The following is a 25,094-nucleotide window of genomic DNA, read 5'->3' on the forward strand; positions in this document are numbered from 1 at the left end:
AACTCACGCGCCAGCCGGTTCGCCCGCGCGTTCAACTCCCCGTACGACCACACCACATCACCGCAGACCACCGCCCGCGCACCCGGAGCCGCCGCCACCCGCCGCTCCACCAACTCCACCAGGGTGGCGGCCGGCCACTGGGCCCGGGTGTCGTTCACCTCCGTCACCAGCCGCCCGTACTCACCGGGCACCAGCACGTCCACAGCGCCCACCGGCACGGCGGGGTCGGTGACGACGGTGCGCAGGACGCGCACGAACCGGTCGGCGAATCCCGCCGCGGTGTCGGGGTCGAAGAGTTCCGTCGCGTATTCGAGCGTGCCGGTCAGGCCCTCTCCGGAGGGCTCCAGACCGAAGGCGAATTCGAGGTCGAACTTGGCCGTGTGGGTGGACACCGGCTCCATGACGGCGGTCAGGCCCGGCAGGTCGAGGCCGACCAGCGCGGTGTCCTGCCAGGCGAACATCACCTGGAACAGCGGGTGGTAGGCGCTGGAGCGCTCGGGGTTGAGGAGTTCCACGAGCCGCTCGAAGGGGGCGTCCTGGTTGTCGTAGGCCGCCAGGGCCTTGCCCCGCACCCGCTCCAGCACCTCGGAGAACGTCGGGTTGCCCGACAGGTCCACCCGCAGCACCCAGGTGTTCACGAAGAACCCCACCAGATCGCCCAGGGCCTCGTCACCCCGCCCCGCGATGGGCGCGCCGATCGACACGTCCTCGCCACCGCCCAGCCGGCCCAGCAGCACCGACAGGGCCGCCTGGAGCACCATCGGCGCGGAGGCGCCGCAGGACCGGGCGAGGTCCTGGACCGCCGCCCAGGTCCCGGGGTCGACGGAGAAGCTCACGACGCCGCCCTCGTGGCCGGGCACGGGCGGCCGGGGGCGGTCGGCGGGCAGCCGGATCTGCTGCGGCGCCCCGGCCAGTTCGCTCTGCCAGTAGGCGAGTTGGGCGCTCAGCTCGCTCTCGGGGTCGGACTCTTCGCCCAGTGCTTCGCGCTGCCACAGGGTGTAATCGGCGTACTGGACCGGCAGTTCCTCCCAGTCCGGGGCACCGCCGCCCAGGCGGGCGGTGTACGCCGCCGACAGGTCGCGGGCCAGCGGAGCCATCGACTCCCCGTCGAAGGCGATGTGGTGCATGACCAGGACGAGGGCGTGCTCCCACTCCCCGAGGCGCAGGAGCGAGGCACGGAAGGGGATCTCGCGGGAGAGGTCGAAGGCATGGCGGGCGGCCTCGGTGACGGCGGCCTCCTCGTCCTCGGCAGCCACCTCACGCACCGGCAGGTCCGGCGCCGCCTCGCCGGCCGGGACGACGCGCTGGAACGGCACACCGCCCTCGTCCTCGTCGAACACCGTCCGCAGGCTCTCGTGCCGCTCCACCACATCCCGCACCGCGGCGGTGAGCGCGTCCACGTCCAGCTCGCCCGAAAGCCGCACGACCACCGGGAGGTTGTACGTGGCCGAGGGCCCCTCGAAGCGGTGCAGGAACCACAACCGGCGCTGCGCGAAGGACAACTGGATCATTTCGCCTCTACTTCCTTGGTCATCGTTTCGCGGACGCGGTCGGCCGGCACGGGTCAACGGGCCGGCTCATCGGTGGCCCTGCGGATATCGCGGGTTCGGCAATCCGGGCAGCGGGAAAGCACGCTGGCTCAGGAATCAGAGAATTTCCTTCGGGTGCGCTCGCCCGGCATTCTTTTCGGACCGCGCACGCCCTGAGAGCTTCCGATGTCCCGGCGGCCGGGTCAAGCGCCTTTGGCCCGGGGCATCACCCTCGGTGCCGACGGCGTCCCGTCGACGGGACAGCATGTGCGCCGTCGGCCGGACACGGGTGCGCTCCGGGCCAGTACGCTGCGTGGACGCGGGGTGGCGCCGGAAACACCGCCGCAATCATGAGGCCGGAGCCTAACCGGCGCGCCTGTCGTGCGAATGCGCCCGCCGTATTGCGGGGCCGGTTTTCGATGCCCCCGCTCTCTGCGCGTCCCTTCGGCGCGCGACGCGAGCTCCGGAATTCCACGCACATTCACATTGCAGTGACGCACGTGTTGACGCAGACCTTGACCCAGACACAGAGGTGCAGGAGATGGCCCGTCAGTCGAATACCACAGCAGTGGCAACAGCGCACTCGATGTCCGACGCCGGAACCGATGAAAGGGGTATAGCCGACCTTCCGCCCGCGGTGACGGGCGCGCAGAGTGCCGCGCTGAGCAGCGGCATGGACGTCCTGCACCGTACCGACCCGGAGCTGGCCGAGATGCTCGACACCGAGGTCCACCAACAGCGGACGACGCTGGCGATGGTGGCCTCGGCGAGCATCGCCGATCCCTCCGTGCTGGCGGCCGGTGGGGCGGCGCTGTCCAACGTGACGGCAGAGGGCTACCCAGGTGCCCGGTACCATCCGGGTGCGGCGCAGTTCGACCGGGTCGAGCGCCTGGCGGTGGCGCGGGCCAAGCACCTCTTCGGCGCCGAGTACGCCAACGTGCAGCCGCACTCCTGCTCGTCCGCCAATCTGGCGGTCCTGGCCGCGCTGCTGCCACCGGGCGGCACTCTCCTCGGCCTCGACCTGGACTCCGGTGGTCACCTCACGCACGGTTCGCCGGCGTCGGTGACGGGACGTCACTACCGCGCGGTGCACTACGGCCTGAACGACAGCGGCCGGATCGACTTCGAGCAGGTGGAGGAACTGGCGGCGGAGCACCGGCCCCGCGTGCTGATCGCCGGGGCGAGCGCGTATCCGCGCACGCTGGACTTCCCCCGGTTCCGGCAGATCGCCGACTCCGTGGGAGCGTACCTGCTGGCGGACATCTCCCACATCGCCGGCCTGGTCGCCGCGGGCGAGCATCCGAGCCCGATCAACGTCGCCCATGTGACGACGATGAGCACCTACAAGCAGCTGGGCGGTCCTCGCGGCGGTCTGATCCTCAGCGGGCAGGAGCACCGCGCCCCCGGCCCCGACGGAGCCACGCCTCTGTACCGGCTGCTCCAACGGGCGGTCTTCCCGCAGACGCAGGGGACGCCGAGCCCGGGGCTGATCGCGGCCAAGGCGCGGGCCCTCGCCCTGGCCTCGGGGCTGGACTTCCTGCGCACGGCCCAGCTGATCGTGGACGACGCACGGCGGCTGGCCGCCGAGCTGGAGGAGCTCGGCCACCGCGTGCTGACCGGAGGCACCGACAACCACATGGTCCTCATCGACGTCCGTCACCACGGGCTCAGCGGGGTGGTGGCCGAGCGCGCCCTGGAGCGGTGCGGCATCCTGGCCAACCGCAACAGGATCCCCGGCGACACGAAGCCGCCGCTGGTCACCAGCGGTCTGCGGCTGGGCACCAACATCCTCGCGCAGCGCGGCATGGGTCCCGAGGAGATGCGGGAGTGCGCGCGGCTGCTGCACGCGGTGCTGACCGCGACGACGGCGATGAGCGACACCGAGTACCGGCTCGACCAGCGCACAGCGGCCGAGCTGCGTGCCGAGGTCGAAGCGCTGTGTGCCCGCCATCCGCTCCCGGCCGACACCGGCCCGCTCGCCGTGGCTCCCCGCGCCACGGCTGCGCACGCCGCGGAGGCACTCGCCGCGGGGGCCGAGCAGTGAGCGGGCCTGCGCCGGCCGGGAGCGCGACCGCGGCGCTGCCGCCCGTGCTGATGCCCGCCGACCGGCCGCGCCACCCCGCAGCGGTGCCCGCCTGTTCGGCCGTGGTGCACGGCGAACTCGGTCCTGCCACCAAGGAACTGGGCGACGACGCGCCGCATCTGCTGCTGGCGGGATGGGCCACCCTGCTGCACCGCTGCACGGGCCTGCCGCGGATCGGCCTGCTCAGGACGGACGGCACGGGTCGCACCGAGCGGATCGGAGTGACCGTAGATCCCGACGCGCCCCTGCGCGCGCAGGCCGTCACGGCGGTGGGCGCGACGGACGCGGGCGCGGTGACGGTGGGAATCCGTTTCGCGGGTGCGGCCGGCGCCACCGCCGGATCCCCGGGGTGCGAACTGGAGCTGGTCGTCGGGGAGGAGCGGGACGGCTCCCTGACCGCCGCCCTGCGCCACGACCCGCGCCTGTTCGACGAGGGCACCGCCGCGCGCTGGCTCGACCACCTGCGGACGCTGGTCTCGGACGCGCTGACGAACCCCGACCGCCCGGTCTCCCGGCTGCGCCTGCTGACCGAGGCGCAGGTGCGGCGCACCCTCGTCGAATGGAACAGGACCGAGGCGGAGCTGCCACACGACGTCTGCCTGCACGAGGCGTTCGAGGCACACGCGCGGCGCGCGCCGGACGCCGTCGCGATCGTGCACGGCGGTGAGCGGTGGACCTACCGGCGTGTCGACGAGGACGCCAACCGCTTGGCGCACAGGCTGCGTTCGCTCGGGGTGGGCCCGGACGTCCGGGTCGGGCTGTGCCTGGACCGCTCGCCGGGACTGCTGACGGCGCTGCTCGGCGTGCTCAAGGCCGGCGGGGCCTACGTCCCGCTCGACCCGGCCTACCCCGGTGCCCGGATCGAGACCATGATCGCGGGGACGTCCTGTGCGGTGATGATCAGCCGCGGTGACCTCGCCGGCAATCTGCCCGGCGCGAGCGCGGGCACCCCGCTGGTGCTGCTCGACCGGGACGCCGAGGCACTGGCGGCACTCAGCCCTGCACCCCTTGCCCGCACGGCGGGGCCGGAGAACCTCTGCTACATCATTCACACCTCGGGCTCGACCGGCACGCCGAAACCCATCGCGCTGCGCCACCGCGGAGTGATGAACAACATCGCGGACCTCAACTCCCGGTTCGAAGTGGGCCCGGCGGACTCGGTGCTCGCGCTGTCCTCCCCGAGCTTCGACATGTCCGTGTACGAGTTCCTCGGTCTCACCGCCGCGGGCGGCACCGTCGTCCTCCCGGACCGGGACCGCGTGCAGGACCCGGCACACTGGGCGAGGCTCATCGTGTCGGAGCGCGTCACGGTGTGGAACTCGGCCCCGGCCCTGCTCGGGCTGCTCGCCGACCACCTGGAGCAGACCGGTACCGGCCCGCTGCCGTCGCTGCGGCTGGCCCTGCTCGGCGGCGACTGGGTGCCGGTCCCGCTGCCCGACCGCGTCCGGGCCCACGCACCCGGCCTGCGCTTCGTGGTGATGGGCGGCGCCACCGAGGCCTCCATCCACTCCACGCTCTACGAGGTGGAGCGGGTCGACCCGGAGTGGAACAGCATCCCGTACGGCCGCCCCATGGCCAACCAGCGCACGTACATCCTCGACGAGCGGCTCCAGCCGGTCCCTGAGGGAGTGCCGGGCGAGCTGTTTCTGGCGGGCATCGGACTCGCCCGCGGCTATCTCGACCAGCCCGAGCGCACCGCCGAGCGGTTCGTCGACTGGTCCTGGGACGACGTCGTGCACGAACGCCTGTACCGTACGGGCGATCTGGCCCGGTTCGGCGCCGACGGGATGATCGAGCTGCTCGGGCGCACCGACTTCCAGGTGAAGATCAACGGGCTGCGGGTTGAGCTGGGCGAGATCGAGGCGCTGCTGCGCTCGGCGCCCGGGGTGCGGCAGACGGCGGTGGCCGCGCGCGACGGGCGGCTCGTGGGCTACGTCGTCCCGGAGGATCCCGACACGGCCGGCGAGGACCGGGAGGAGGAGCTGCGCGCCCTGGTGGCGGCCCGGTTGCCGGAGTACATGGTGCCGCACGCGATCGTGACGCTGGAGGCGCTGCCGCTGACCCCGAACGGCAAGCTCGACCGCAAGGGCCTGCCCGCGCCGCAGCGCGCCGGTGCCGCCTACCGGGCGCCCGGAACCGCCGCGGAGGAGGCGCTTGCGGCGATCTTCGCGGACGTCCTGGGCCTTGACCGGGTAGGGCTGGACGACGACTTCCTCGCGCTCGGCGGCGACAGCATCGGTGCCATCCGGGTGGTCACCCGGGCCGGCGCCGGCGGGCTTGGCCTGACTGCCCGTCAGGTCTTGGAGCGGCGCACGGTGGCCGCGCTCGCCGAGGTGGCGACCGCGGTCGCCGAGTCCGGGGGCGACGGCGGTGCCGCGCCGCGGGAACCGCTGTTCGCCGCCGACGCCCGGGACGTCGAGGAGTGGCGACGCGCCCGTCCAGGGCTCGCCGGGGTCTGGCCGCTGACGCCGATGCAGTCGGGGATGCTGTTCGACTCGATGCTCCGGGAGACCGGCGAGGACCCCTATCACCTCCAGACGCTGTACCGACTGTCGGGGCGGATCGACGCCGAGGCACTGCGGGCCGGTGCCCAGGCTCTGCTCGACCGGCACGCGAGCCTGCGCGCCGCGTTCGTGCGGGACACGGCCGACCGCCAGGTGTCGCTCGTGTTCGACGGGCTGGAGTTGCCGTGGCGCGTCGTGGACTGCGGCGAACTGGACGAGACGGGCCGTGAGGAGGCGCTGCGACGGTTCCTGGCCGAGGACCGGGTTGAGCGCTTCGACCTGACCACGCCGCCTTTGGTGCGCATGGCGCTGCTGCGCTTCGGAACGGGACCGGCGGTGCTGGTCCTGAGCGCACACCACGCGCTGTTCGACGGCTGGTCGGAGCAGGTGCTGGCCGGTGATCTCGTTCGGCTGTGCGCCGCGCGCGGCGACGGCACCGCTCTCCCGGCGCCGCGCGGCTTCGAGGACTTCCTGGACTGGCTGTCCCGGCGGGACCAGGAGGCCGCCGCCCGTGCGTGGCGGGAGGAACTCGCGGGCGTGGAGGCGCCGACGCTGCTGGCGCCCGCGGTCCGGCCGGATGCCCCGGCCGGCGGCACCGGCGAGGTCGTCCTGCCGCTGGAGACGGGCCGGTCGGGGGGTGTGACGCAGGCCGTCGCCCGTCTGGGCGTGACGACGAACACGCTGGTGCAGGGCGCGTGGGCGGTGCTGCTGTCCGCGCTGACCGGGCGGACGGACGTCGTGTTCGGCGCCACGGTGTCCGGCCGGCCCGGCTCGCTGGCCGGCGTGGAGTCGATGGTCGGCCTGTTCATCAACACCGTCCCGGTGCGCGTGCGATGCGAGCCGGGGCAGCCGGTGGCGCGGCTGCTGGCCGAGCTGCACGGGCGGCAGACCTCGCTGCTCGACCACCACCACCGCGGGCTCACCGACGTCCACCGGGACGCGGGGCTCGGGGCGCTCTTCGACACGCTGGTGGTCTTCCAGTCGTATCCGGCCGACCGGCCGGGCGCCGAGGCCGTCGCCGCTGCCGGGTTCGAGGTCACCGGTGTCGACTCCGTGGGCGGCGTCAGCTACCCGCTGGCACTGTTCGTGGAGCCGGACCGGCTGGTGGTGCAGTACCACCCCGACCGGTTCGACCGGCGGTTCGCCGAGCTGATCGCCGATCGTTTCCGCGCCGTCCTCGACCAGATGGCGGCCGAGCCGGACCGCCCCGTGGGGATGGTGGACGTCGTGCTGAGCGCCCCCGACCTGCTCAAGTACGTCAGGGACGATGGGCCGCAGCCGACGTCCCCGCCGCCTTCACCGGACAGGGACGTCGAAGCGGCCGCCGACGGCCGGGAAGCCGAGGTGAGCCCTCGGGAAGCAGCGATGTGCGAGCTGTTCGCCGAGGTTCTGGGCATCGAGCGGGTGGGCGTCCACGACCGCTTCTTCGACATCGGCGTCAATTCGCTGATGGCCGGCCGCCTGGTCAGCCGGATGCGCAGGACGCTCGGCCTGACGGTCTCCATCCGGACGGTCTTCGAGCATCCGACCATCGCGCAGCTGGCCCGGCAGGTGGGCACGGGGACCACTCGCTCGCGCCCCGGCCTCCGCCGCATGACCCGCTAGATCCCGGTTCCACGCCCGCCGTCTCCAAAGGCGGGCGACGAGGTGGCCGACAGCGACGTCCGCTGTCGGCCACTCGCGCGTGCTCCGCCACTTGCCGGCCGCGCTTCGCTGCCGGGCCCGACGCTCGTGAGGCCGAACGACGGCGCCTGCAGAAGCTCTTCGAGGGCTGCGCGCTCCGGGAAGATCCTGTTTGGCCGTATCTCGCCGCTCGGTCCCGTCGCTCGCGTTGAACCTGCCCGATCACCAGGAAGGGGGTCGGTGGCGTCGTTGTTCCGCATGGCCCGGCGTGACCGGATTGAAGCGCCGTCACCCGCAGTTTCCAAACCCGTACAGTATGCACTCCCCCGATGGCGCTAATCTGGCACCACATGGCGTCACCCGCCCCCGGCGGGGCGTCACCAGCAATCAGGCGCGGGCGCGTGTCCGGCGCGCTCCACACGGCTAACGCGAGGTGTCCAACGTGGTGAGGCTGGGTCAGAATCGGCTGGGCCGTCCGGCGGTGCACATGCGCGCCCCGGTTGCGCGGGCTCCGGGGGTGCAGCCGCGCACACGCCACGCAGCAGGGACCTGTGTCGTTCCGGCCAACGGCTCAGACCCGGCGGCCGCAGACCTCCCGGAGGCGGCCCGCGATGCCGACGTTCGACACACCCGCGCCTGTCCGGGTGGTGCTCAGCCTGGTGTTCGGAGAGGTGCGGATCGTCGCGAGCGAACGCGCCGACACGACGGTCGAGGCCTACCCCCGGGACGCCGGGGACCAGGTGGACGTATGGACGGCCGAGCAGCTCCGCATCAATTACGCCGACGGCCGGCTGCTGGTGAACGTGCCGGAGACCGACGGCAACCGCGGCGCGGTCGTCGTGGTGATCGCCGTGCCGACCGGATCGAGTCTGCACGGACGGGCCATGGCCGCGGACTTCCTCGGGGTGGGGCAGCTGGGTGAGTGCAGGCTCTCCACAGGCCTGGGCCACATCAGTCTCGACCGCACGGGCAGTCTCCAACTGACAGCCGCTCTGGGTGACATCACGGTGGACAGCGCCGCCGGCTCCGTCGAGGCTACCGCCGAGCGCGGCGACGTGCGCCTGGGACATGTGGAGGGCAGGGCCACGGTCAGCTCCAGCAGCGAGGGCGACGCCGTCGTGGGCGAGGTGCACGGAGTGGCACGCCTGCACGCCGAGAGGGGCGACATCAAGATCCGGTGGGCGCACGCCGGAGTGGAGGCCCGGACGTCCCAGGGCGACGTCGACATCGGCAAGGTGGTGCGCGGTTCCGTGGTCGCCGACACCACCTTCGGCAACATCCGTATCGGTGTGGCGGAGACCAGCGGCGCCCGCCTGGTCCTCGACTCCACCGCGGGCACCGTCTACACGTCTCTCTCCCTGCTGAGCACCGACGAGTCGGTCGACGAGGTCGTGCATGTGCACGCCCGGACCGTCATCGGCGACATCATGGTGGAACGCTGCGGCGCGCAATGACCAGGCACAGGTCTGCGGCCCGCGCCCTATTCACCGACCGCCGCGCAGTTACGTAAAGCTGCGGCGGACCTGCTGTCCTGCCGACAGGACAGCAGGTCCGCCGCCGGCGAATGGCGAGTCGCGGACGCCCGAGAAAACGAGAGGGCCTTGAAAGGCCAATCGAGCGCCACTACGTTGACTCCTTGCCGAGTCCGGGAAATCTCATCGTGCCACTCCCGGAATTCCCGGCCCACATCCTCTTCGGCTACCGTCATGGCCCGTAGAAGATTCTTGCAGCAGCCCTGTCACAGCCACGCCAACGGGAGAATTTTCCATGGGTACTTCCGACAACGAGATCTACGACGTGGTTGGCGTCGGGTTCGGTCCGTCCAACCTGTCACTCGCCGTCGCACTGGAAGAACACCGGGCCAGTACCGCCGAGAAGCCACTGAGCGCCCTTTTCTTCGAACGGCAGCCCTCGTTCGGCTGGCACCGCAACATGCTGCTGCCCCAGACGACGATGCAGATTTCCTTCCTGAAGGACCTGGCCACTTTCCGAAATCCGGCGTCCCGGTACAGCTTCGTGTCGTATCTGCATGCCGCAGGGCGACTGACACAGTTCATCAACAACCAGGATTTCTTCCCGTCCCGCCATGAATTCCACCAGTACCTGGAGTGGGTCGAGTCGAGTTTCACCCACCAGGTTTCCTACGACTCCGAGGTCACCGCCGTACGGCTTCCCGAGAACGCCGGCGCCGAGGCGGACCACGTCCAGGTGGAGATCCGTGGCACCGACGGAAGACGGCCCCGCCTGGTCAACGCCCGCAACCTGGTCATCTCCACGGGGCTCGTACCGCGCATGCCGGACGGAGTGCGGCAGGACGAGCGGGTGTGGCACAGCTCGGCGTTCCTGGAGCGGTTCCGCGGCATGAACCCGAACGACCTGAAGAACGTGGCGGTGGTGGGCGCCGGCCAGAGCGCCGCCGAGATCACCCGGTTCTTCCACGACGCTCTCCCGCACGCCCAGGTGACCGCCATCATCCCGTCCTACGGCTACTCCGTCGCCGACGACACCCCCTTCGCCAACCAGGTCTTCGACCCGGGCGCGGTGGACGACTACTACTTCGGCACGAGCCACACCCGTGAGGCCTTCTGGCGCTACCACCGCAACACCAACTACTCGGTGGTCGACGACGACCTGATCCGGGAGCTGCACCGGCGCGCCTACGAGGAGGACGTGAGCAAGACCAAGCGTCTTCGCTTCATGAACCTCACGCGGGTGACGGCCGTCAAGCGGGCCGGCACCGAGACCCGGGTCACGGTGAGGTCGCTGGTCGAGGGCGAGCCCCGGGAACTGGAGACCGACGTCCTGGTCTTCGCCACCGGATACGACTCCATGGAGCCGGGTGTCCTTCTGACCTCGCTGGACGGGCACTTCCTGCGCGACGACGCCGGGCGCTACCGGGTCGAGCGCAACTACCGGCTGTCCGCCGCTTCCCCGCTGCCCGCCGACGTGTACCTCCAGGGCGGCACCGAGCACACGCACGGCCTGACCTCCTCTCTGCTGTCGAACCTGGCTGTGCGCAGCGGCGAGATCGTCGAGTCCATCGTGCAGCGCCGGACCGAACGGGAGCTGACCCGGGGCCTCCCGGTCGCCGCCGAACGGGCGCGCGGCTGACGCCTCCCCCCACCGGGCAGGGCGCCCCCCGATCGCCGGGGGGCGCCCTGTCTGCATGGCGTCATGCATCCACCCATGGCGCCACGCATGCCGGCACCCCCCTCAGGGCCCGGCCCCATGGGGTGTCGGCAAAGCCCAGGTTCGCGGCCGAAAAACGGCAGGACTTGCACCGGAGCCAAAGCGGTGCCATATTGGTGCCATGGACCTGACCCGGTACATCGACAACTTGCGGCGAGAGGTCTCGGTCGCTGCCGAGGCGGAGGGCGAAGAAGGTCGCCTTCTCGCCGAGCGGCTTGTGGCCCAGCTCTCGTCGGCGCTCCAGCTGACCTTGCTGGAAGCGTTGTCGGATGCCGCGGGCGAGATCACCCGGGAGCTGGTACCCGGTTCGGTGGAGCTTCGGCTGCGCGGACTCGATCCCGGGTTCGTGGTCACCCTGCCGCCGGAGGACCGGGCGTACGAAGCCGAGGCCGATGCCGAGGAGTTCAAGCACGCCCCTTCCTCCGGGACAGCGTCCATGCACCCGGAATCAGTACCGCTGGGCGGCGAGGGCAGTGGCACCGCCCGTATCAACTTCCGCCCCCCGGAGTACCTGAAGACCAAGATCGAGGAGGCCGCCGGCCGGGAACGGCTGTCGGTGAACGCCTGGTTGATTCGAGTGGTCTCCTCGATGCTGGAGAGCGACGAACGCGGACGCCCCGAAAGACGGGCCCCGCGCAGCGGGGCCCTGCGTCAGGTCCAACGCTACACGGGCTGGGTCAGATAGGTCCTCGGCTCCGAGGCCGAGCACCATCCGTCCGTCCATCCTCAGGGACACTCTGCCATCCCACCACGGAGTGCAGTCATGCCTGTTTTCCAGACACCTCTACCAGTCGCCGTGAGTATGGACCTCGGCGTCGGGCACGTGCGGCTGCACGCCGAGCAGCGTGTTGACACGGTCGTCGAGATCACACCGACCGACCCCGGTAACGAAGCGGACGTCAGAGCCGCCGACCAGACCGTGGTCGAATACGCCGACCAGAAACTGACTGTCAGAGGGCCCCGGCAGCGGGGCCTGTTCTCCCGCTCCGGCTCGATCGACCTGACGATCGAACTGCCGGACGGCTCCGAACTGTGGGCCAGCGCCCGCGAGGCGTCTTTCTACGCGAGCGGCCGGCTCGACAGCGTCCGCATCAGAACCTCCACCGGCGACATCCATCTGGAGGAAGCGGGACGGCTGGTTCTCAACACGGGCGTCGGCGACATCACCGTGGACCGGGCCGGCGGCCCGCTGGAGGCGGCCACCGGATCCGGCACCCTGCGGATCCGCGAGTCGGCCGATTCCGCGGTGCTGAAGAGCTCCAACGGCATGATCGTCGTCGACAGGGCCCGTGACAATCTCGAGGCCAAGGCGGCCAACGGCGATGTCCGCGTGGGCAGCGTCGCGCGCGGCTCAGTCGTGCTGGGCACCTCGATCGGGCAGGTGGAGATCGGCATCGCGCCGAACACCGCCGCCCTGCTCGACGTGCGGTCCGTCTCGGGCAGCATCCACAACTTCATGACACCGGTCGACGGCCCCGATCCGTCCGCACAGACGGTGAAGGTCGTCGCCAACACCACCATGGGTGACGTCATCGTCCGGCGCAGCGCCTGAGGCGCCGCCCGGCCAGAGCACGGCACCGGTGCGCCCCCGTCGGCGAGTCGATGCCGGTTTCACGGGCCCCGGAGAGGACATCCCCCGCTCTCCGGGGCCTGCGCACCCAGGGAACGTCGGCGTACGAGGTGGCCGCCTCGTGCGTAAGGGGTCGGGATCGACTCCCGTCCGGCGTTCCCTGCTGTTGCACCGTGCCGGGACGTGCCCGCTTGCATCCCGGTCCGTGTTCCGGCACGGTGCCCTAACGCACAAGGAATTCATCATGACAGAAGCAAGCAAGTCAACCACGGAGCACGGCGGTTCATTAGACGGCGCCGTTCCGGCCGCGAGTTCGGGCAAGACACCCAAAGAAGCTTGGTTGAGTCTCGCCACGGTTGGCGTCGGCATCATGATGGTGCAGCTCGACGGCACGGTCGTGGTGGTCGCGAACCCGGCGATCGCCAAGGACCTCGACGCCGGCCTCAACAGCCTCCAGTGGGTGATGACCGGCTACCTCCTGGTGCTGGCGGGCCTGCTGATCCCGGCCGGCACTCTGGTCGACCGGATCGGCCGCAAGAGGGGGCTGATGATCGGCCTCGTCGGTTTCACGATCGCTTCCGTGCTGTGCGCGATGTCGAACACCATCGGCCTCCTCATCGGCGCTCGCGTTCTTCAGGGTGTCTTCGGCGCGATGATGATTCCGGCAGCACTCGCGGTGATCAAGGCCGCGTTCCCACCGGAGAAACTCGCCACCGCCATCGGCCTGTTCAGCGGTGTCACGGCTGTGTCCCTCGCAGGCGGTCCGCTGCTCGGCGGCGTGATGGTGGAACACCTCACCTGGCAGTGGGTGTTCCTGATCAACCTGCCCTTCGGCGTGCTCAGCGTCGTCATGGCCGTCCTTTTCGTCCGCGAGTCGCGGCAGGAGCAGCCCGAGCCGCTGGACCTGCCCGGTGGGATCACACTGACGCTCTCGATCGTCAGCCTGGTATGGGCCCTGACGCACGGCCAGGAGGACGGCTGGGCCTCGGTGCGTACTCTCGGCTACATCGGTCTGAGCGTGGCCCTGTTGATCGTCTTCGTGATCATCCAGCGGATGCGCCGCTTCCCGATGATCCCCCTGGAGTTGTTCCGCATCCGCTCACTGTCCGTGGGATGCCTGCTGATGGTGGTCACGATGTTCGCCTTCTACGCGATCATCTACTACCTCAACTTCTTCCTGCAGGGCCTCCAGGGCAAGAGCCCGATGTCCGCGTCGGTGGCCCTGCTGCCGCTGACCCTGACGTTCATCATCTCGGCACCGCTGGGCGGCTGGGCCGTGGACAAGTTCGGTGTCAAGCAGTCCCTGGCCTTCGGCGCCCTGTGCATCACCGGAACCTCGCTGCTCCTGCTGCGTCTGGAGGGCGACTCCGGTGTGGCCACCGTGGGCCCGCCCTTGGTCCTGGGCGGTATCGGCGTCGGCTTCATGATGGTGGCCGCCACCCAGGCGATCGTGGGCAGCGCGCCGGTGCACAAGGCGGGCACGGCCTCGGGCATGCAGCAGTCCATGTCCCAGCTCGGCAGTCTGCTCGGCACGGCGGTCTTCGGTGCCTTCCTGGCCGCGTTCGTCAACAATCGCTTCGCACAGGACCTGCGGGAAGCGTTCGGCGGCGAGGGTGGCAAGACCGTTGAGCAGCTGGCCGACGACAAGCAGGTGCACAAGCTCATCGAGCTGGGCTTCCCGCCGAGTGCGCAGGAAGCCCTGGAGAAGGAACTGACGAACGCCGGAATGACGGCGGACCAGGTACGGGAGTTCTCGGCGACCATGACCCAGGCCGCCCACGACACCTTCCTGAACGGTCTGCACACCGTGTTCCTGATCAGCGCGGCCGTCGCGGTCGGCGCGGCCCTGCTCTCCCTGCTGGTCTCCAACGAGGACACCAAGGGCGACCAGATGGCCGCCTTCCTGTAACCACCGGCAGCGAAGCCTCCGCGACGACCGTCGCCGGAGGCTTCGCTGTGTCCGGGTGCTTCCCACTGGTGAGGGGAGCGTGCAGTGACGGTTCCGTGCAAGCCGACTGCCCCGGACCTCGGGCCATCAGGTCGCGCAGCGCCCGATCACGCAGTGCCCGTTCACCGCCCGTACTGCTCGAATCGGGCGGAGGAGCCCGGCACACCGGCTCACCCCCGGGCACCGTCGCTCTCGCTCTCCGTGGTCTCCTCCTCGGAGAGGATCGCGTGGACGCGGCGCAGCACGTCGAGGTGGGCGCGGTTGCAGAACTCGACCAGCGCGTGCGCGACGACCGACTCGGCGACCGGCGTCTCCCGGTGCGAGGAGAGCCCCAGGTCGGCCAGGCCGGGGTGGTCCCTGTGCTGTCGGCGGGCGTCGGGCGCCATCCGCTCCGCCAGCCGCTGCCGTACCTCCTCGGGGGCGTCCTCGTCGAGCGCCGCGAACTCCGCTTCGAGGTTCTCGCGACGAGGTCCCGCGAGCTGTGCCCGGAGGGCGGCCATCGCCGCGGGTGTGAGGATGCTGGAGTAGGCCAGCAGCAGGGACCGCTGGGTCTCGGGCAGGTCGTCGGCGAGCGTCCTGAAGTCCGGGGGCATGTCGAGCGCGGCCCGGTTCTCCATGACGGCCGCCAGTTCCCGCCGCATCCGCTGCCGGCGTTCGATGTCCGCCGCGAGTTCGGCGTCCAGGTCCCGGAGGATCTGCCGCGCCTTCTCGTCGCCGCTCTCGACCGAGGGGACGTCCGCGAGGGCCACACCGAGGTCGGTCAGTCTGCGGATGCGCAGCAGGCGTACCAGATGGCCGGCGCCGTACCGCTTGTAGCCGTTGGACGCCCGTTCCGGCTCCTCCAGCAAGCCGATCTCGTGGTAGTGCCGGACGGCCTTGGTCGTCGTGCCCGCGAGTTCCGCCAGCTGACGCGTACTCCACGCCACCAGGAGCCCTTTCTCCAGCCTTGTTCCCGGCGGCCATTCAAAACCGTGCCCCTGGGGCACGGTCAATCACCGGCAGGTTCCGCGCCGGCCGTTGTTGACCGTGCCCCAGGGGCACGGAGTGGGATGGTCGCGACCACGACCACGAACCGGTGTGCGGAGACTGGACATGAAACGACAAGGCAGTGCCGGACGGAGTCTGGCCCTTTTGGTGGTGCTCGGCCTGGGAGGCTCGCTGGCCACCGTGCCCGCCGCGGCCGAGGAGCCGGAGACGCCGCAGGTGGAGTGGGGCCGGTGCCCCGGCGACGTCGTGGCCGAAGCCGCTCCGACCGAGCTGCGGTGCGCCACCGTCCGCGTGCCGCTGGACTACGCCGACCCGGAGGGCGAGCAGATCGACCTCACCGTCTCCCGGCTGGCCGCCGCCGACCCGGACAAGCGGCGCGGCGTCCTCATGCTCAACCCGGGCGGCCCCGGCGGGTCCGGGCTGGCGCTGTCGGCGCTGCTGGTGGCCCAGGGCCTGCCCAGCAGCGTCACCGACCGCTACGACCTGATCGGCATGGACACCCGCGGGATCGGTCATTCCACACCGGTCGGCTGCGGCTTCACCACAAACAGCCCCTACTACTCCAACATCCCGCCGTACGCGGCCGACGACGCCGCGGTCACCGCGCAGGCGAAGATCGCCGAGCAGGCGGCCGAGCAGTGCGCGGACAACGACCACGACGGCCGGCTGCGCCACCTCACCACCGCGAACACCGCCCGCGACCTGGACCGGATCCGGGCCGCGCTCGGCGAGGAGAAGACCAGCTACCTGGGCTACTCCTACGGCACGGCACTCGGCGCCGCCTACGCCTCGATGTTCCCCGAGCGCACCGACCGGATCGTGCTCGACAGCAACATCGGAGACACCCACCTCGACCGCGACGGCATGCGCCGCTACGCGCTCGGCATGGAGCAGACCCTGCCGGACTTCGCGCGGTGGGCCGCCCGCCGGCACGACAGCTACGGCCTGGGCCGCACGCCCGAACAGGTCCGGGCCTCCTACCTCGCCCTCGCGGACACACTCGACGACGCCCCGGTCGGGGGGATCGACGGCAGCCTCTTCCGGCTCCTGACGTTCGGTCACCTGTTCAAGCGGACGCAGTACCCCGAGCTGGCGCGGACCTGGCAGGCGATGCGCGAAGGCGACGAGGCGACGGTCCGCGGCCTGTCGGCCGCCCCCGAGGAGACGGAGGACGGGGCGCTGTCGCCCACCGACAACGCCCTGACCGTGTTCCTCTCCGTCACCTGCAACGACGTCGAGTGGCCCGAGGACGTCACCACCTACCGGAGGGGCGTCGCGGAGGACCGCGCACGCTACCCGCTGTTCGGCGCCGCCACCGCCAACATCACGCCGTGCGCCTTCTGGCCGCACACCCCGGCCGAAGCGCCGGTGGAGATCGACGCCGAGGGCCCGCGCAACGTGCTGCTCCTGCAGAACCGGCGGGACGCGTCGACCCCGCACCGCGGCGGGAAGATGCTGCGCGAGAAGTTCGGCGACCGGGCCCGGCTGGTCAGCGTCGACGACAGCGGGCACGGCGTGTACGTCCTGGGCGACAACTCCTGCGCGGTGAACACCGCCACGCGCTACCTCGTCGAGGGCGAGATGCCCGCGAAGGACATCTTCTGCCGCGCGGACTGACCCTCCCCGCAGGCCCGTCACCGCGGGTCGCCCGTATCGGACAGAAGGGTGTGGAGACGCCGCATCACGTCGACCTGGGCCGGGTTGTAGAGGTCGGTGACGGCTGTGCCGATGGTGCGAGCGGTGTGCCGCCGGCCGCGCGGGGCGTCCGAGGCGAGGTCGCTCAGCCCGGGATGCCTGGCCCGGAGGCCTCGGACGTACGGCACGAGGCGCTCGGCGAGACTCCGGCGCGTCGGCTCGTCCGCATCGGCGGGAAGCTCGTCGAGTTCGCGTGCCACCGGCTGCGGCTTCTCCTGGAGCAGGTCGGCGTAGGCGTCCATCCCACCGGGGCCGAGGACCGTACCGAGGACGGTGACGAAGGAGCGGTCGGGGTCGGGGAGTTCCGCTGTCTCGTCCACGGAGGCGAGGCGGAGGGGAAGATCGGTCGCGGCCGTTCTGCGCATGAGGGCGCCGACCTCGGCGCGTGCGTGCTGCAGGCGCTCGATGGTGGCGGCCAACTCCTCGTCGAGAGCCCGCAGATCACGCGGGTCCGGGTCGGAGTCGGGGCCGTCGGGCATGTCCGCGATCTGGGAGAGGGAGAAGCCCAGGGCGGCGAGGCGCTTGATCCGGAGGAGTCGGACGAGATGGCTGACGCCGTACTGCTTGTACCCGTTGGAGCGGCGCTCCGGCTCGTCGAGCAGGCCGATCTCGTGGTAGTGCCGTACGGCCCTGAGGCTGGTGCCGGCCAGCTCCGCCATCTCCCGGGTGCTCCACGCCATGATCGATGTCTCCCTCACCGTCCGCTGCCGTCGGCGCGGTCGCGCCGTTGGCCCATTGAAAGCCATGCCGCAACGGCAGGCCGGGGCTCGCGTCCTTGCCCGTCGGGGAGGAACCGGTACTTGCACCCCTGCCCGTCGGGAAGGAACCGGCGCTCGCGCCCCTGCCCGTCGGGAAGGAACCGGTGCCGAGAGGTGGTTGGCCGGTTCGGTTCACGGCCGAGTCGGCCCGGCGGGTGGTGCGGAGCCGGTGGACAGGACGTGGTCGACGGCGGCGCTGAGGGTCTCGGTCTCGGCGACGAGGACGGATTCGCGGGTGGGCAGGGCGCGTTCGACCGAGAGTCCGTTGAGGACGGTGAGAAGGAACCTGACGTTGCGGGTGTGGTCTCCCGGGGGCAGTGCGCCTTCCTCGGCGAGCACGGTCAGCCAGTGTTCGACCCGGCGCTCCGCCTCCCGCTCATGGCCGAGGTAGGCGGCGCGCACCTGTTCGGTCGGCTCGGGTTCGATGAAGGTCCGATAGATCGTTCCCCATGCGGTTCGCGCGTCCTCACTGGTGCCGAGCGGTGCGAGGACCTGCCGCAGGCAGTTCAGCAGCCGTTCGCGGGGCGGCAGCGTCCGGTCCCGGATCGGGTCGCCGGGCAGCAGGCCTTCGTAGATCCGCGCGAGCAGGCTGTCCTGCAGGGCGCGCTGGGTGGGGAAGTGGAACCTCAGCGAGCCGGTGCTCACCCCCGCACGCGCGGCGACCGCTCGCACGCTCAGCTTCGCCGCCAAGTCCTCGGCGATCATCTCCGCGGCGGCCTGGAGGATCTTCTCGCGTGTTTCCATGCTCCGCTCTCCTTCGCTTCTCCCCAGCCCTCTCACTCTACTAGCACGCCGTACTAGTACGGCGTGCTAGCGTTTCTCTAACACGCTGTACTAGTGAGGTGTGCGTTTGATGTGCACAGGAGGGGCGAGCATGACCTGGAAGCAGTGGGCGGCATCGAGGCGCCTCAAGCCGGGAGACGGCCGGGAACTGCAGCGGTTCCGCTGGTGGCAGCTCCCCCTGCGCTCCCTGTTCTGGCTACGGCTTCCCGGCGCCGACGGGCACGCCCGCGTGCACGCCGTCGACGTACGGCGCTGGGCGGGGTGGGACGGCAGCGGGATCCGGGCGCATCTGTTCCTGGACGGCAGGCACGTGGCCGAGTCGAAGTTGCCCGCGCTCTTCCCCGTCGACGGGGGTGTCATCGAGGTGGCGATGAGCAATTACGGCATCAGGCGCTGCCACTATCGCCCCTCGGGCGGACAGCCGCGTCAGCTCACGCCCGACCCGGCCTCGGCGGAGGGACGGCGGGCGCGTTTCGGTGCCCGCCATCCGGGGCTGAGCCGGACGATCGGCATCGGATCGGTGCTGCTGCTCGTCACCGGCGTGGGCCTGAACCTGTTGCAACTCGCCGAACCCGTCTCTCACATCCCTCCCGTCACGCAGCGGGTCGGAACGTTCGAATCGCCGCTGCACCTGCCGATCTGGCTGAACCTCGCCCTGGCGGTCGGGGCCGTCCTGGCGAGCACGGAGCGCGCGCTCCGCCTGCGGTACTCCCCGCTGCTCGACGCGGCCGGCCGCTGACCCCGCGAAGCGAGGAAGGCACGACCACGTCAGCCCTCTCGGGCCGGCGTCCCGCGCGACCGGCATGGCCCGGCCGCATGGCATGACACGCGTACGGCGAAAGGAAGTTCAGCATGATCCAGTCGAGGCCCAGGCCCGCCGCCCGGTACGGGGCGGCGCTCGCCGCGGCCCTCTTGGTCCTGACCGGGTGTTCGTCCGGCGCCTCGGGGCCACGCAGCACGTCCGCGGGGGCCACGTCGGCCGCCGTCCCGTCCCCGGACCCGCTGTCCTGGAGCACGTGCGGGAAGAACCTCGAATGCGCCACGATCAAGGTGCCGCAGGAATACACCGAGCCTGATGGCGCGCGGATCCCGCTCGCGGTCATGCGGCATCGGGCCACTGACCCCGACCGCCGCATCGGCAGCCTGATCTTCAACCCGGGCGGGCCCGGGGTTCCCGCCACCGAGACACTGCGCAACCTGCCCAGGACAGCCGGCACCCCTGGCGCCTTCTCGGCCGCAGTGCTCGCCCGGTTCGACGTCATCGCGGTGGACCCGCGCGGCGTCGGCGGATCGCAGGCCGTTCGCTGCCTGACCGACGAGCAGCGAGCCGACGCCGCCGGCACCGCCTTCGACCCGGCCGTCCCCGGGGGCAAACCCCTGCCGCGGCTGCTGACCGATGCCGCCGCGTTCACCGGCGGCTGTGTCAAACACCAGAGCAAAGAGTTCCTGGCCAGCATGTCCACCGACAACGTGGCCCGCGACATCGACCAGGTTCGCTCCGCGCTCGGCGAGGACAAGATCACGTACTACGGCCTGTCCTACGGCACCGTGGTCGGCCCGATGTACGCCACCCTGTTCCCTCACCGCGTCCGCCAGATGGTGCTCGACGCGCCCGTCGACACCGGCATGTGGTTCGGCAACTCCCTCCCCTTCCTCAACGACGTCGCCGTGGCGAGCGAACGGACGCTCAACGCCTGGTTCGAGACCTGCCGCTCCGAAGGGAGAGCCGTGTGCCCGTTCGGAGCGGGAGACCCGCAGACGGCGTTCGACACGCTGATCGACACGCTGGAAGCGAAGCCGCTGAAGGTCGCACCCGTCGAGGGCACCACCCCGGGCGGCGAACTCGACGGCGCCATGGCCCTGGAGGCCACCCGGGCCCTGGCCGGCGACCAGAACACCTGGCCGTTGCTGACCTCGGCGCTGCTGGCCGCACAGGACGGCAACGGCGCACCCCTGTACACCCTGTGGAGCAGCGTCACGGTCTCCCCCTTCCCCGTCCCTACCGCGATGTACGAATCCCACACGGCGGTTCGCTGCGCCGACTGGCAGACCCCGGCCGGCATCGCCGCGCACAAGGCCGCAGCCACCAAGGCCCTCACTGAGGCCGGGCGGATCGGGACCCGGGCCGCCTACTCCGCCCTGAACTGCGCGCGGTGGCCCGCCCCGAACAAGGACCGCGTCACCGAGCCGCTCACCGGCGCCGGTACGCCGCCGGCACTGGTGGTGGCAGGCCGGCTGGACCCCGTCACCCCCCACCACTGGGCCGAGAACATGACCCGAACCCTGGACTCCGCGGTCCTGCTCACGCGTGAAGGAGTCGGACACGGCTCCTACGGCACCAACTCGTGTATCGACAGCGCAGTTGACGCCGCCCTCGTGCACGGCACCCACCCCGCCGACGGCACCGTATGCAAGACGGACAAGCCCGCCACCACCCGCCCCCTCGTCCTCGCGAAACGTTGAGCCGCAGCCGGCCCTCACCCGCGCACGCGTACGCATACGCATACGCATACGCACAGGAATGTCCCTTCTCCGAGGTGCGCAGAAGTGTGCCGTAACGTCACCAGTTTCACGCCTCGAACCGAAGGTAGTAGTCACACAGGAAGGCAAAAGCGCAGCAAGGAATTCGCTCACCGGCATACAAGACAGTGGCGAATGCCTGGCCTTCTGCGTTTCCTCTTTCCGTGAAGGCGATTCGCAGAAAACCGCGGAAGACGGGGTGCGGGGAAAGTCTTCCTGCAAGTCTTCCTGCTGCGCGTAATGCCTCTTCCCACGACGAGAAACGCCCAAGGAACTCTGCAGCCGCAGCACATGACCAGGAGTGATCGATGTCCCATCCGGAAGGCGCGCACGGCCCCTCCCCGGCCGACAGCAGGAAACCCCGTGATACGCCGCCCCCCGCCCCGCGGCCGCCCGTGCTCGAATCCCTGGGCGGCACGGCGGGATTCGTCTACTCGACCGTGCCGGTCGCGGTGTTCGTGATCGCTCTCGCCTCGCTGTCCACGAAGGCGGCCGTGCTCGCGGCCGTCGCCACCGGTGCGGTGCTCACCGTGATCCGGCTGGTGCGCGGCGAACGTCTCCTCGCGGCCTCCGGCAGTCTGACCGGCGTTCTGGTCGCGGCGGGCATCGTCGCCGTCACCGGTTCCGCCAAGGACTTCTTCCTGCTGGGCATCTGGGTGGCGTTCGCGGGTTTCCTCGCCACATTCGGGTCGGTCCTCTTCCGCCGCCCCCTGACCGGCATGGCGTGGAACCTCCTGCACGGGGGCACGTACGCCTGGCGCGAGGACCGGCAGGTTCTGCGGGCACACGACCTCGCCACCCTCGCCGCGGCACTCGTCCTCGGAGCCCGGTTCGTGGTGAAGCAGTGGCTCTACGTGCACGACGCCACCGGCTGGCTCGCCGTCGCGAAGATCGCCATGGGCACCCCCCTGACCGCGGTGGCCGCGCTGGTCGTCGCCTGGGCCTTCCGCAAGACGTCCAAGCGCCTGGTGCCCGGCCGACCGGCCGAGACGACCGCTCGGCAGCAGGCCGACCTGCCGCCTCGGCGGAGCCCGTCCAGGTAGCGACACCGTCACCTCACCTCACCTCACCTCAGCGAAGAAAGGGCCCCTGAATGTCGATCAGCGATACGCACGCGGAGACGGTGAGGGAACTCGGAGCATTCGAGCAGACCATCGACCTCTACATGCACCGAAATCCCGTCCAGTTCTCACTGGTCGCCGAGATGGACCGGAAGATCTCCGAGCAGACTCTCGCGCGGGCACTGCGGGGTGTGCAGGCACGGCACCCGTTGCTTCGCGTCTCGGTCGACCGCCGAACTCCCCGGGCCCGATACCGCTGGGCAGAGGGTCCGGTCAGGGTCGAAACGGCGGCCGAGGGAACTCCCTGGCAGGCGGTCGTCGCTGCGGAGCAGACGCGCCCCATCGCGCCGGAGCCCGGCCCGCTGATGCGGACCGTGCTCATTCCCGCGGAGTTCGGCAGCGTCATCGTGCTGACCTTCGCCCACCAGATCACCGACGGGACCGGCGGCATGCGGGTGGTGGCGGACCTCGTCGCCGCTCTCGACGACGAGGAAGAGGAGGGCGGCGAACCGGCCTCGGAAGGGGATGTGCCGCCCCCGGAAGGGGATGTGGCGGCCCTGGGAGAGGATGTGCCGCCCTCCCAGGAGACCCTCCTGCGAGCTCTCGACACTGCGACGCCCACCGCGGACGCACCCCAGGACGAGCTGATGAACGAGCCCGGCTCACTGACGCGGTTCTCGGGACGGGCACCGCACGTCTCCGCCCTGGCCCTGCAACACGGCCTGACCGCACGGCTCGTGGACCGCTGCCACGCGGAAGGGGTGTCCGTGCACGCGGCACTGTGCGCTGCCGCCTGCACGGTCTTCCACCGCGCGGGCCGCACCCGGGTGAGGGTGCTGAGCCCGATCGACCTGCGTCGTGCCGCAGGTCTGCCCGACGCAGTGGCGAACCGGTTCGCGGGAGCGCGGACGGCGAGCGAGGCGTCCCAGGCCGGGGACTTCTGGGAACTGGCCCGGCACCATCACATGGATCTGGAACGCCGGCGCGCACCGCAGGTACTCAAGACCGGCTCGGAGGCGCTGGCCCAGCAGCCGCCGGCCACCCCCGAGGAGGCCGAGGCGATGATGGCCGTCGCCACCGCCGCGGACATCCAGATCACGAATCTCGGGGTGGTGGAGACCCCGGCACACGGCCGCACCTGCCTCACCGCTCTGTGGGGACCGGCGCAGACCACCCAGCTGCGCGGTGAGCACGTCCTCGGCGTCGCCACGGTCGGAGGGCGCCTGCGCATGACGGAACTGACCCACGACCCCGTGGCCGTTCTGCTGCCCGACATGGCCACCGTGCTCGCGCAGCAGTGCGCCGAGCCCGCCCCGCCGTCCTCCTGATCCGTTCAGGCCGCCGAACTCCGTCTCCGACAGCGACACACGGGAGTGACCATGCAGACCCCTGGCGATGCCGATGCCCGCGACGCAGTCAGCACTGCCCTGCTGGATGAGCTGCGGTCCCGCATTCCAGCGGGCCGGGTGCTCACCGACGGGCCGGAGTACGCACGGGCCGTGGCGCTGTTCAACGCAGCGGTGGAGGTCCGTCCAGCCGTCGTCGTGCGGTGCGCGACCACCGCTGACGTGCAGGCCGCGGTACGTGCGTCGCGTAGCCACGGAGTGCCGCTCTCCGTGCGTGGCGGGGGTCACGACTTCTGGGGCCGGGCGTTCCGTCCCGGGGGGCTGGTTCTCGATCTGACCGGCATGCGGGAAGTGCGGATCGACGTCAACCACCGGTGCGCGACGGTGGGTGGCGGGGCGCTCTCGTCCGACGTCGTAGCGGCCGCCGAGCGGGTGGGCCTGACCGCCGTCACCGGAACAGCGGGAGCCGTCGGAATGGTCGGCCTCACCCTCGGCGGCGGATACGGTCCCCTGATCGGGCGGTGCGGGCTCGCCGCCGACAACCTGCTCGGCGCCGAGATCGTCCTGGCCGACGGTTCACGGGTGGACACCGACGCCGAACATCATCCGGACCTCTTCTGGGCGTTGCGCGGCGGCGGCGGCAACTTCGGTGTCGTGACCTCGGCGCGGATCCGCCTGCACCCGGTCCCGACAGTGGTGTCGGGAACCATCCTGTACCCGGTCGCCCAGAGCGCCGGCGTGCTGGCCGACCTCGCCGGGATCCTCCAGGACGGTCCGGACGAGCTGACGGCGGACGTGGGGTTCCTTCCCGGCCCGGACGGCAAGCCGACGGTGTACGTCGCGCCGACCTGGTCGGGGGATCTGGCGGTGGGGAACGCCGGGAACGGGCCGGTGCGTGCGCTGGCCCGGCTCGGTACGCCCCTCCTCGCCGAGGTCGGACCGGTCGCCCGTTCCGCGACGCTGGCCGCGACGGACGCCATGTTCCCGCCCGGGCGGATGGGCGCGATTCGCACACGGACCGTCCAGAGCGTCTCCAGCCCCCTCGCGGCCGTCCTGGACCGATCTGCCCAGGAGTTCACCTCGCCGTTCTCCGCGATCGTGTGGCACCGGTTCCACGGTGCTGCCACCCGTCCGCCTCTCGGCTCGACGGCTTTCGGCCGACGCGAACCGCACCTGATGGTCGAACTGATCTCCATGTGGGAGGGCGGCGAAGGCGAGGACACCGCAGGCGGTGGCGGCGGCAGATCCCCGCACCTGCGCTGGCTGGAGGAGCTGCACGCGGCGCTCGAGCCGTTCTCCTTGCCGGGCGGCTACGTGAACTTCCTGGGGCCGGAGACTCCCGACCAGGTTGCCGAAGCCTACGGGCCCAACACCGAACGCCTGCTCGCCGTGAAGGCCGCGGTCGACCCGGACTCCGTCTTCGCCGCCACGCCGCTCCCCCTCGGGACAGCCGACGCCGGATCCATGCCCGTGTGAGGGGAAGACGACGTCGCCCCTC

At 70.9% G+C, this 25,094-nt stretch carries 17 protein-coding genes; 13 read left to right on the forward strand and 4 right to left on the reverse strand.

Going from position 1 to position 25,094, the window contains the following annotated elements:
• On the reverse strand, positions 1-1,511 hold a 1,511-nt coding region (locus ABZY20_RS22255), incomplete at its 3' end, for a condensation domain-containing protein (RefSeq protein WP_356443262.1).
• Between the two features lie 691 nt (positions 1,512-2,202).
• Between ABZY20_RS22255 and ABZY20_RS22260 the strand changes: the two genes are divergently transcribed.
• From ABZY20_RS22260 to ABZY20_RS22290, 7 genes are all read left to right on the forward strand, one after another.
• Complete coding sequence (locus tag ABZY20_RS22260) at positions 2,203-3,573, forward strand: serine hydroxymethyltransferase (protein WP_356443414.1); 1,371 nt, start codon at positions 2,203-2,205, stop codon at positions 3,571-3,573.
• A complete protein-coding gene (locus ABZY20_RS22265) occupies positions 3,570-7,721 on the forward strand; it encodes an amino acid adenylation domain-containing protein (protein ID WP_356443263.1) in 4,152 nt (1,383 codons plus the stop codon). Before ABZY20_RS22260 ends, ABZY20_RS22265 begins: the two co-directional genes overlap by 4 nt.
• 629 nt (positions 7,722-8,350) lie before the next feature.
• Positions 8,351-9,193, forward strand: coding sequence for a DUF4097 family beta strand repeat-containing protein (locus tag ABZY20_RS22270; RefSeq protein WP_356443264.1), 843 nt, complete (start codon positions 8,351-8,353; stop codon positions 9,191-9,193).
• Positions 9,194-9,506: 313 nt separating this feature from the next.
• Entirely contained in the window at positions 9,507-10,850 is a 1,344-nt protein-coding gene (locus tag ABZY20_RS22275; RefSeq protein ID WP_356443265.1) for a lysine N(6)-hydroxylase/L-ornithine N(5)-oxygenase family protein, read from the forward strand.
• Positions 10,851-11,049: 199 nt separating this feature from the next.
• Positions 11,050-11,613 carry a hypothetical protein gene (locus ABZY20_RS22280; protein WP_356443266.1) on the forward strand — a complete coding sequence of 188 codons (564 nt, stop codon included), beginning with the start codon at positions 11,050-11,052 and terminating at the stop codon, positions 11,611-11,613.
• A 78-nt stretch (positions 11,614-11,691) separates the two neighbouring features.
• Positions 11,692-12,480 carry a DUF4097 family beta strand repeat-containing protein gene (locus ABZY20_RS22285; RefSeq protein ID WP_356443267.1) on the forward strand — a complete coding sequence of 263 codons (789 nt, stop codon included), beginning with the start codon at positions 11,692-11,694 and terminating at the stop codon, positions 12,478-12,480.
• 358 nt (positions 12,481-12,838) lie between these two features.
• On the forward strand, positions 12,839-14,407 hold the full coding sequence (locus ABZY20_RS22290) for an MFS transporter (RefSeq protein WP_356443268.1): 1,569 nt from the start codon (positions 12,839-12,841) through the stop codon (positions 14,405-14,407).
• Positions 14,408-14,616: 209 nt separating this feature from the next.
• Here the strand turns inward: ABZY20_RS22290 and ABZY20_RS22295 are convergent, their stop codons facing one another.
• Positions 14,617-15,372, reverse strand: a complete 756-nt coding sequence (locus ABZY20_RS22295; protein ID WP_356443269.1) for a MerR family transcriptional regulator — start codon at positions 15,370-15,372, stop codon at positions 14,617-14,619.
• 166 nt (positions 15,373-15,538) lie between these two features.
• Between ABZY20_RS22295 and ABZY20_RS22300 the strand changes: the two genes are divergently transcribed.
• Positions 15,539-17,050, forward strand: a complete 1,512-nt coding sequence (locus ABZY20_RS22300) for an alpha/beta hydrolase (RefSeq protein WP_356443270.1) — start codon at positions 15,539-15,541, stop codon at positions 17,048-17,050.
• 17 nt (positions 17,051-17,067) lie between these two features.
• Here the strand turns inward: ABZY20_RS22300 and ABZY20_RS22305 are convergent, their stop codons facing one another.
• Positions 17,068-17,808, reverse strand: coding sequence for a MerR family transcriptional regulator (locus tag ABZY20_RS22305; RefSeq protein WP_356443271.1), 741 nt, complete (start codon positions 17,806-17,808; stop codon positions 17,068-17,070).
• 210 nt (positions 17,809-18,018) lie between these two features.
• On the reverse strand, positions 18,019-18,630 hold the full coding sequence (locus tag ABZY20_RS22310) for a TetR/AcrR family transcriptional regulator (RefSeq protein ID WP_356443272.1): 612 nt from the start codon (positions 18,628-18,630) through the stop codon (positions 18,019-18,021).
• Between the two features lie 130 nt (positions 18,631-18,760).
• Here ABZY20_RS22310 and ABZY20_RS22315 point away from each other — a divergent pair, with 130 nt between their 5' ends.
• From ABZY20_RS22315 to ABZY20_RS22335, 5 genes are all read left to right on the forward strand, one after another.
• Positions 18,761-19,408 carry a hypothetical protein gene (locus tag ABZY20_RS22315; protein ID WP_356443273.1) on the forward strand — a complete coding sequence of 216 codons (648 nt, stop codon included), beginning with the start codon at positions 18,761-18,763 and terminating at the stop codon, positions 19,406-19,408.
• 113 nt (positions 19,409-19,521) lie between these two features.
• On the forward strand, positions 19,522-21,132 hold the full coding sequence (locus tag ABZY20_RS22320; protein WP_356443274.1) for an alpha/beta hydrolase: 1,611 nt from the start codon (positions 19,522-19,524) through the stop codon (positions 21,130-21,132).
• 365 nt (positions 21,133-21,497) lie between these two features.
• Positions 21,498-22,232, forward strand: a complete 735-nt coding sequence (locus ABZY20_RS22325; RefSeq protein ID WP_356443275.1) for a DUF3159 domain-containing protein — start codon at positions 21,498-21,500, stop codon at positions 22,230-22,232.
• A gap of 50 nt (positions 22,233-22,282) precedes the next feature.
• Complete coding sequence (locus ABZY20_RS22330) at positions 22,283-23,578, forward strand: peptide synthetase (RefSeq protein WP_356443276.1); 1,296 nt, start codon at positions 22,283-22,285, stop codon at positions 23,576-23,578.
• Between the two features lie 51 nt (positions 23,579-23,629).
• Positions 23,630-25,072 (forward strand): FAD-binding oxidoreductase, encoded by a 1,443-nt coding sequence (locus ABZY20_RS22335; protein WP_356443277.1) that lies wholly within the window; start codon positions 23,630-23,632, stop codon positions 25,070-25,072.
• Positions 25,073-25,094 lie beyond the last annotated feature (22 nt).

Origin of the sequence: Streptomyces sp. NPDC006624 (assembly GCF_040611555.1) — a bacterium.
In the GTDB taxonomy this organism is placed as follows: Bacteria; Actinomycetota; Actinomycetes; order Streptomycetales; family Streptomycetaceae; genus Streptomyces.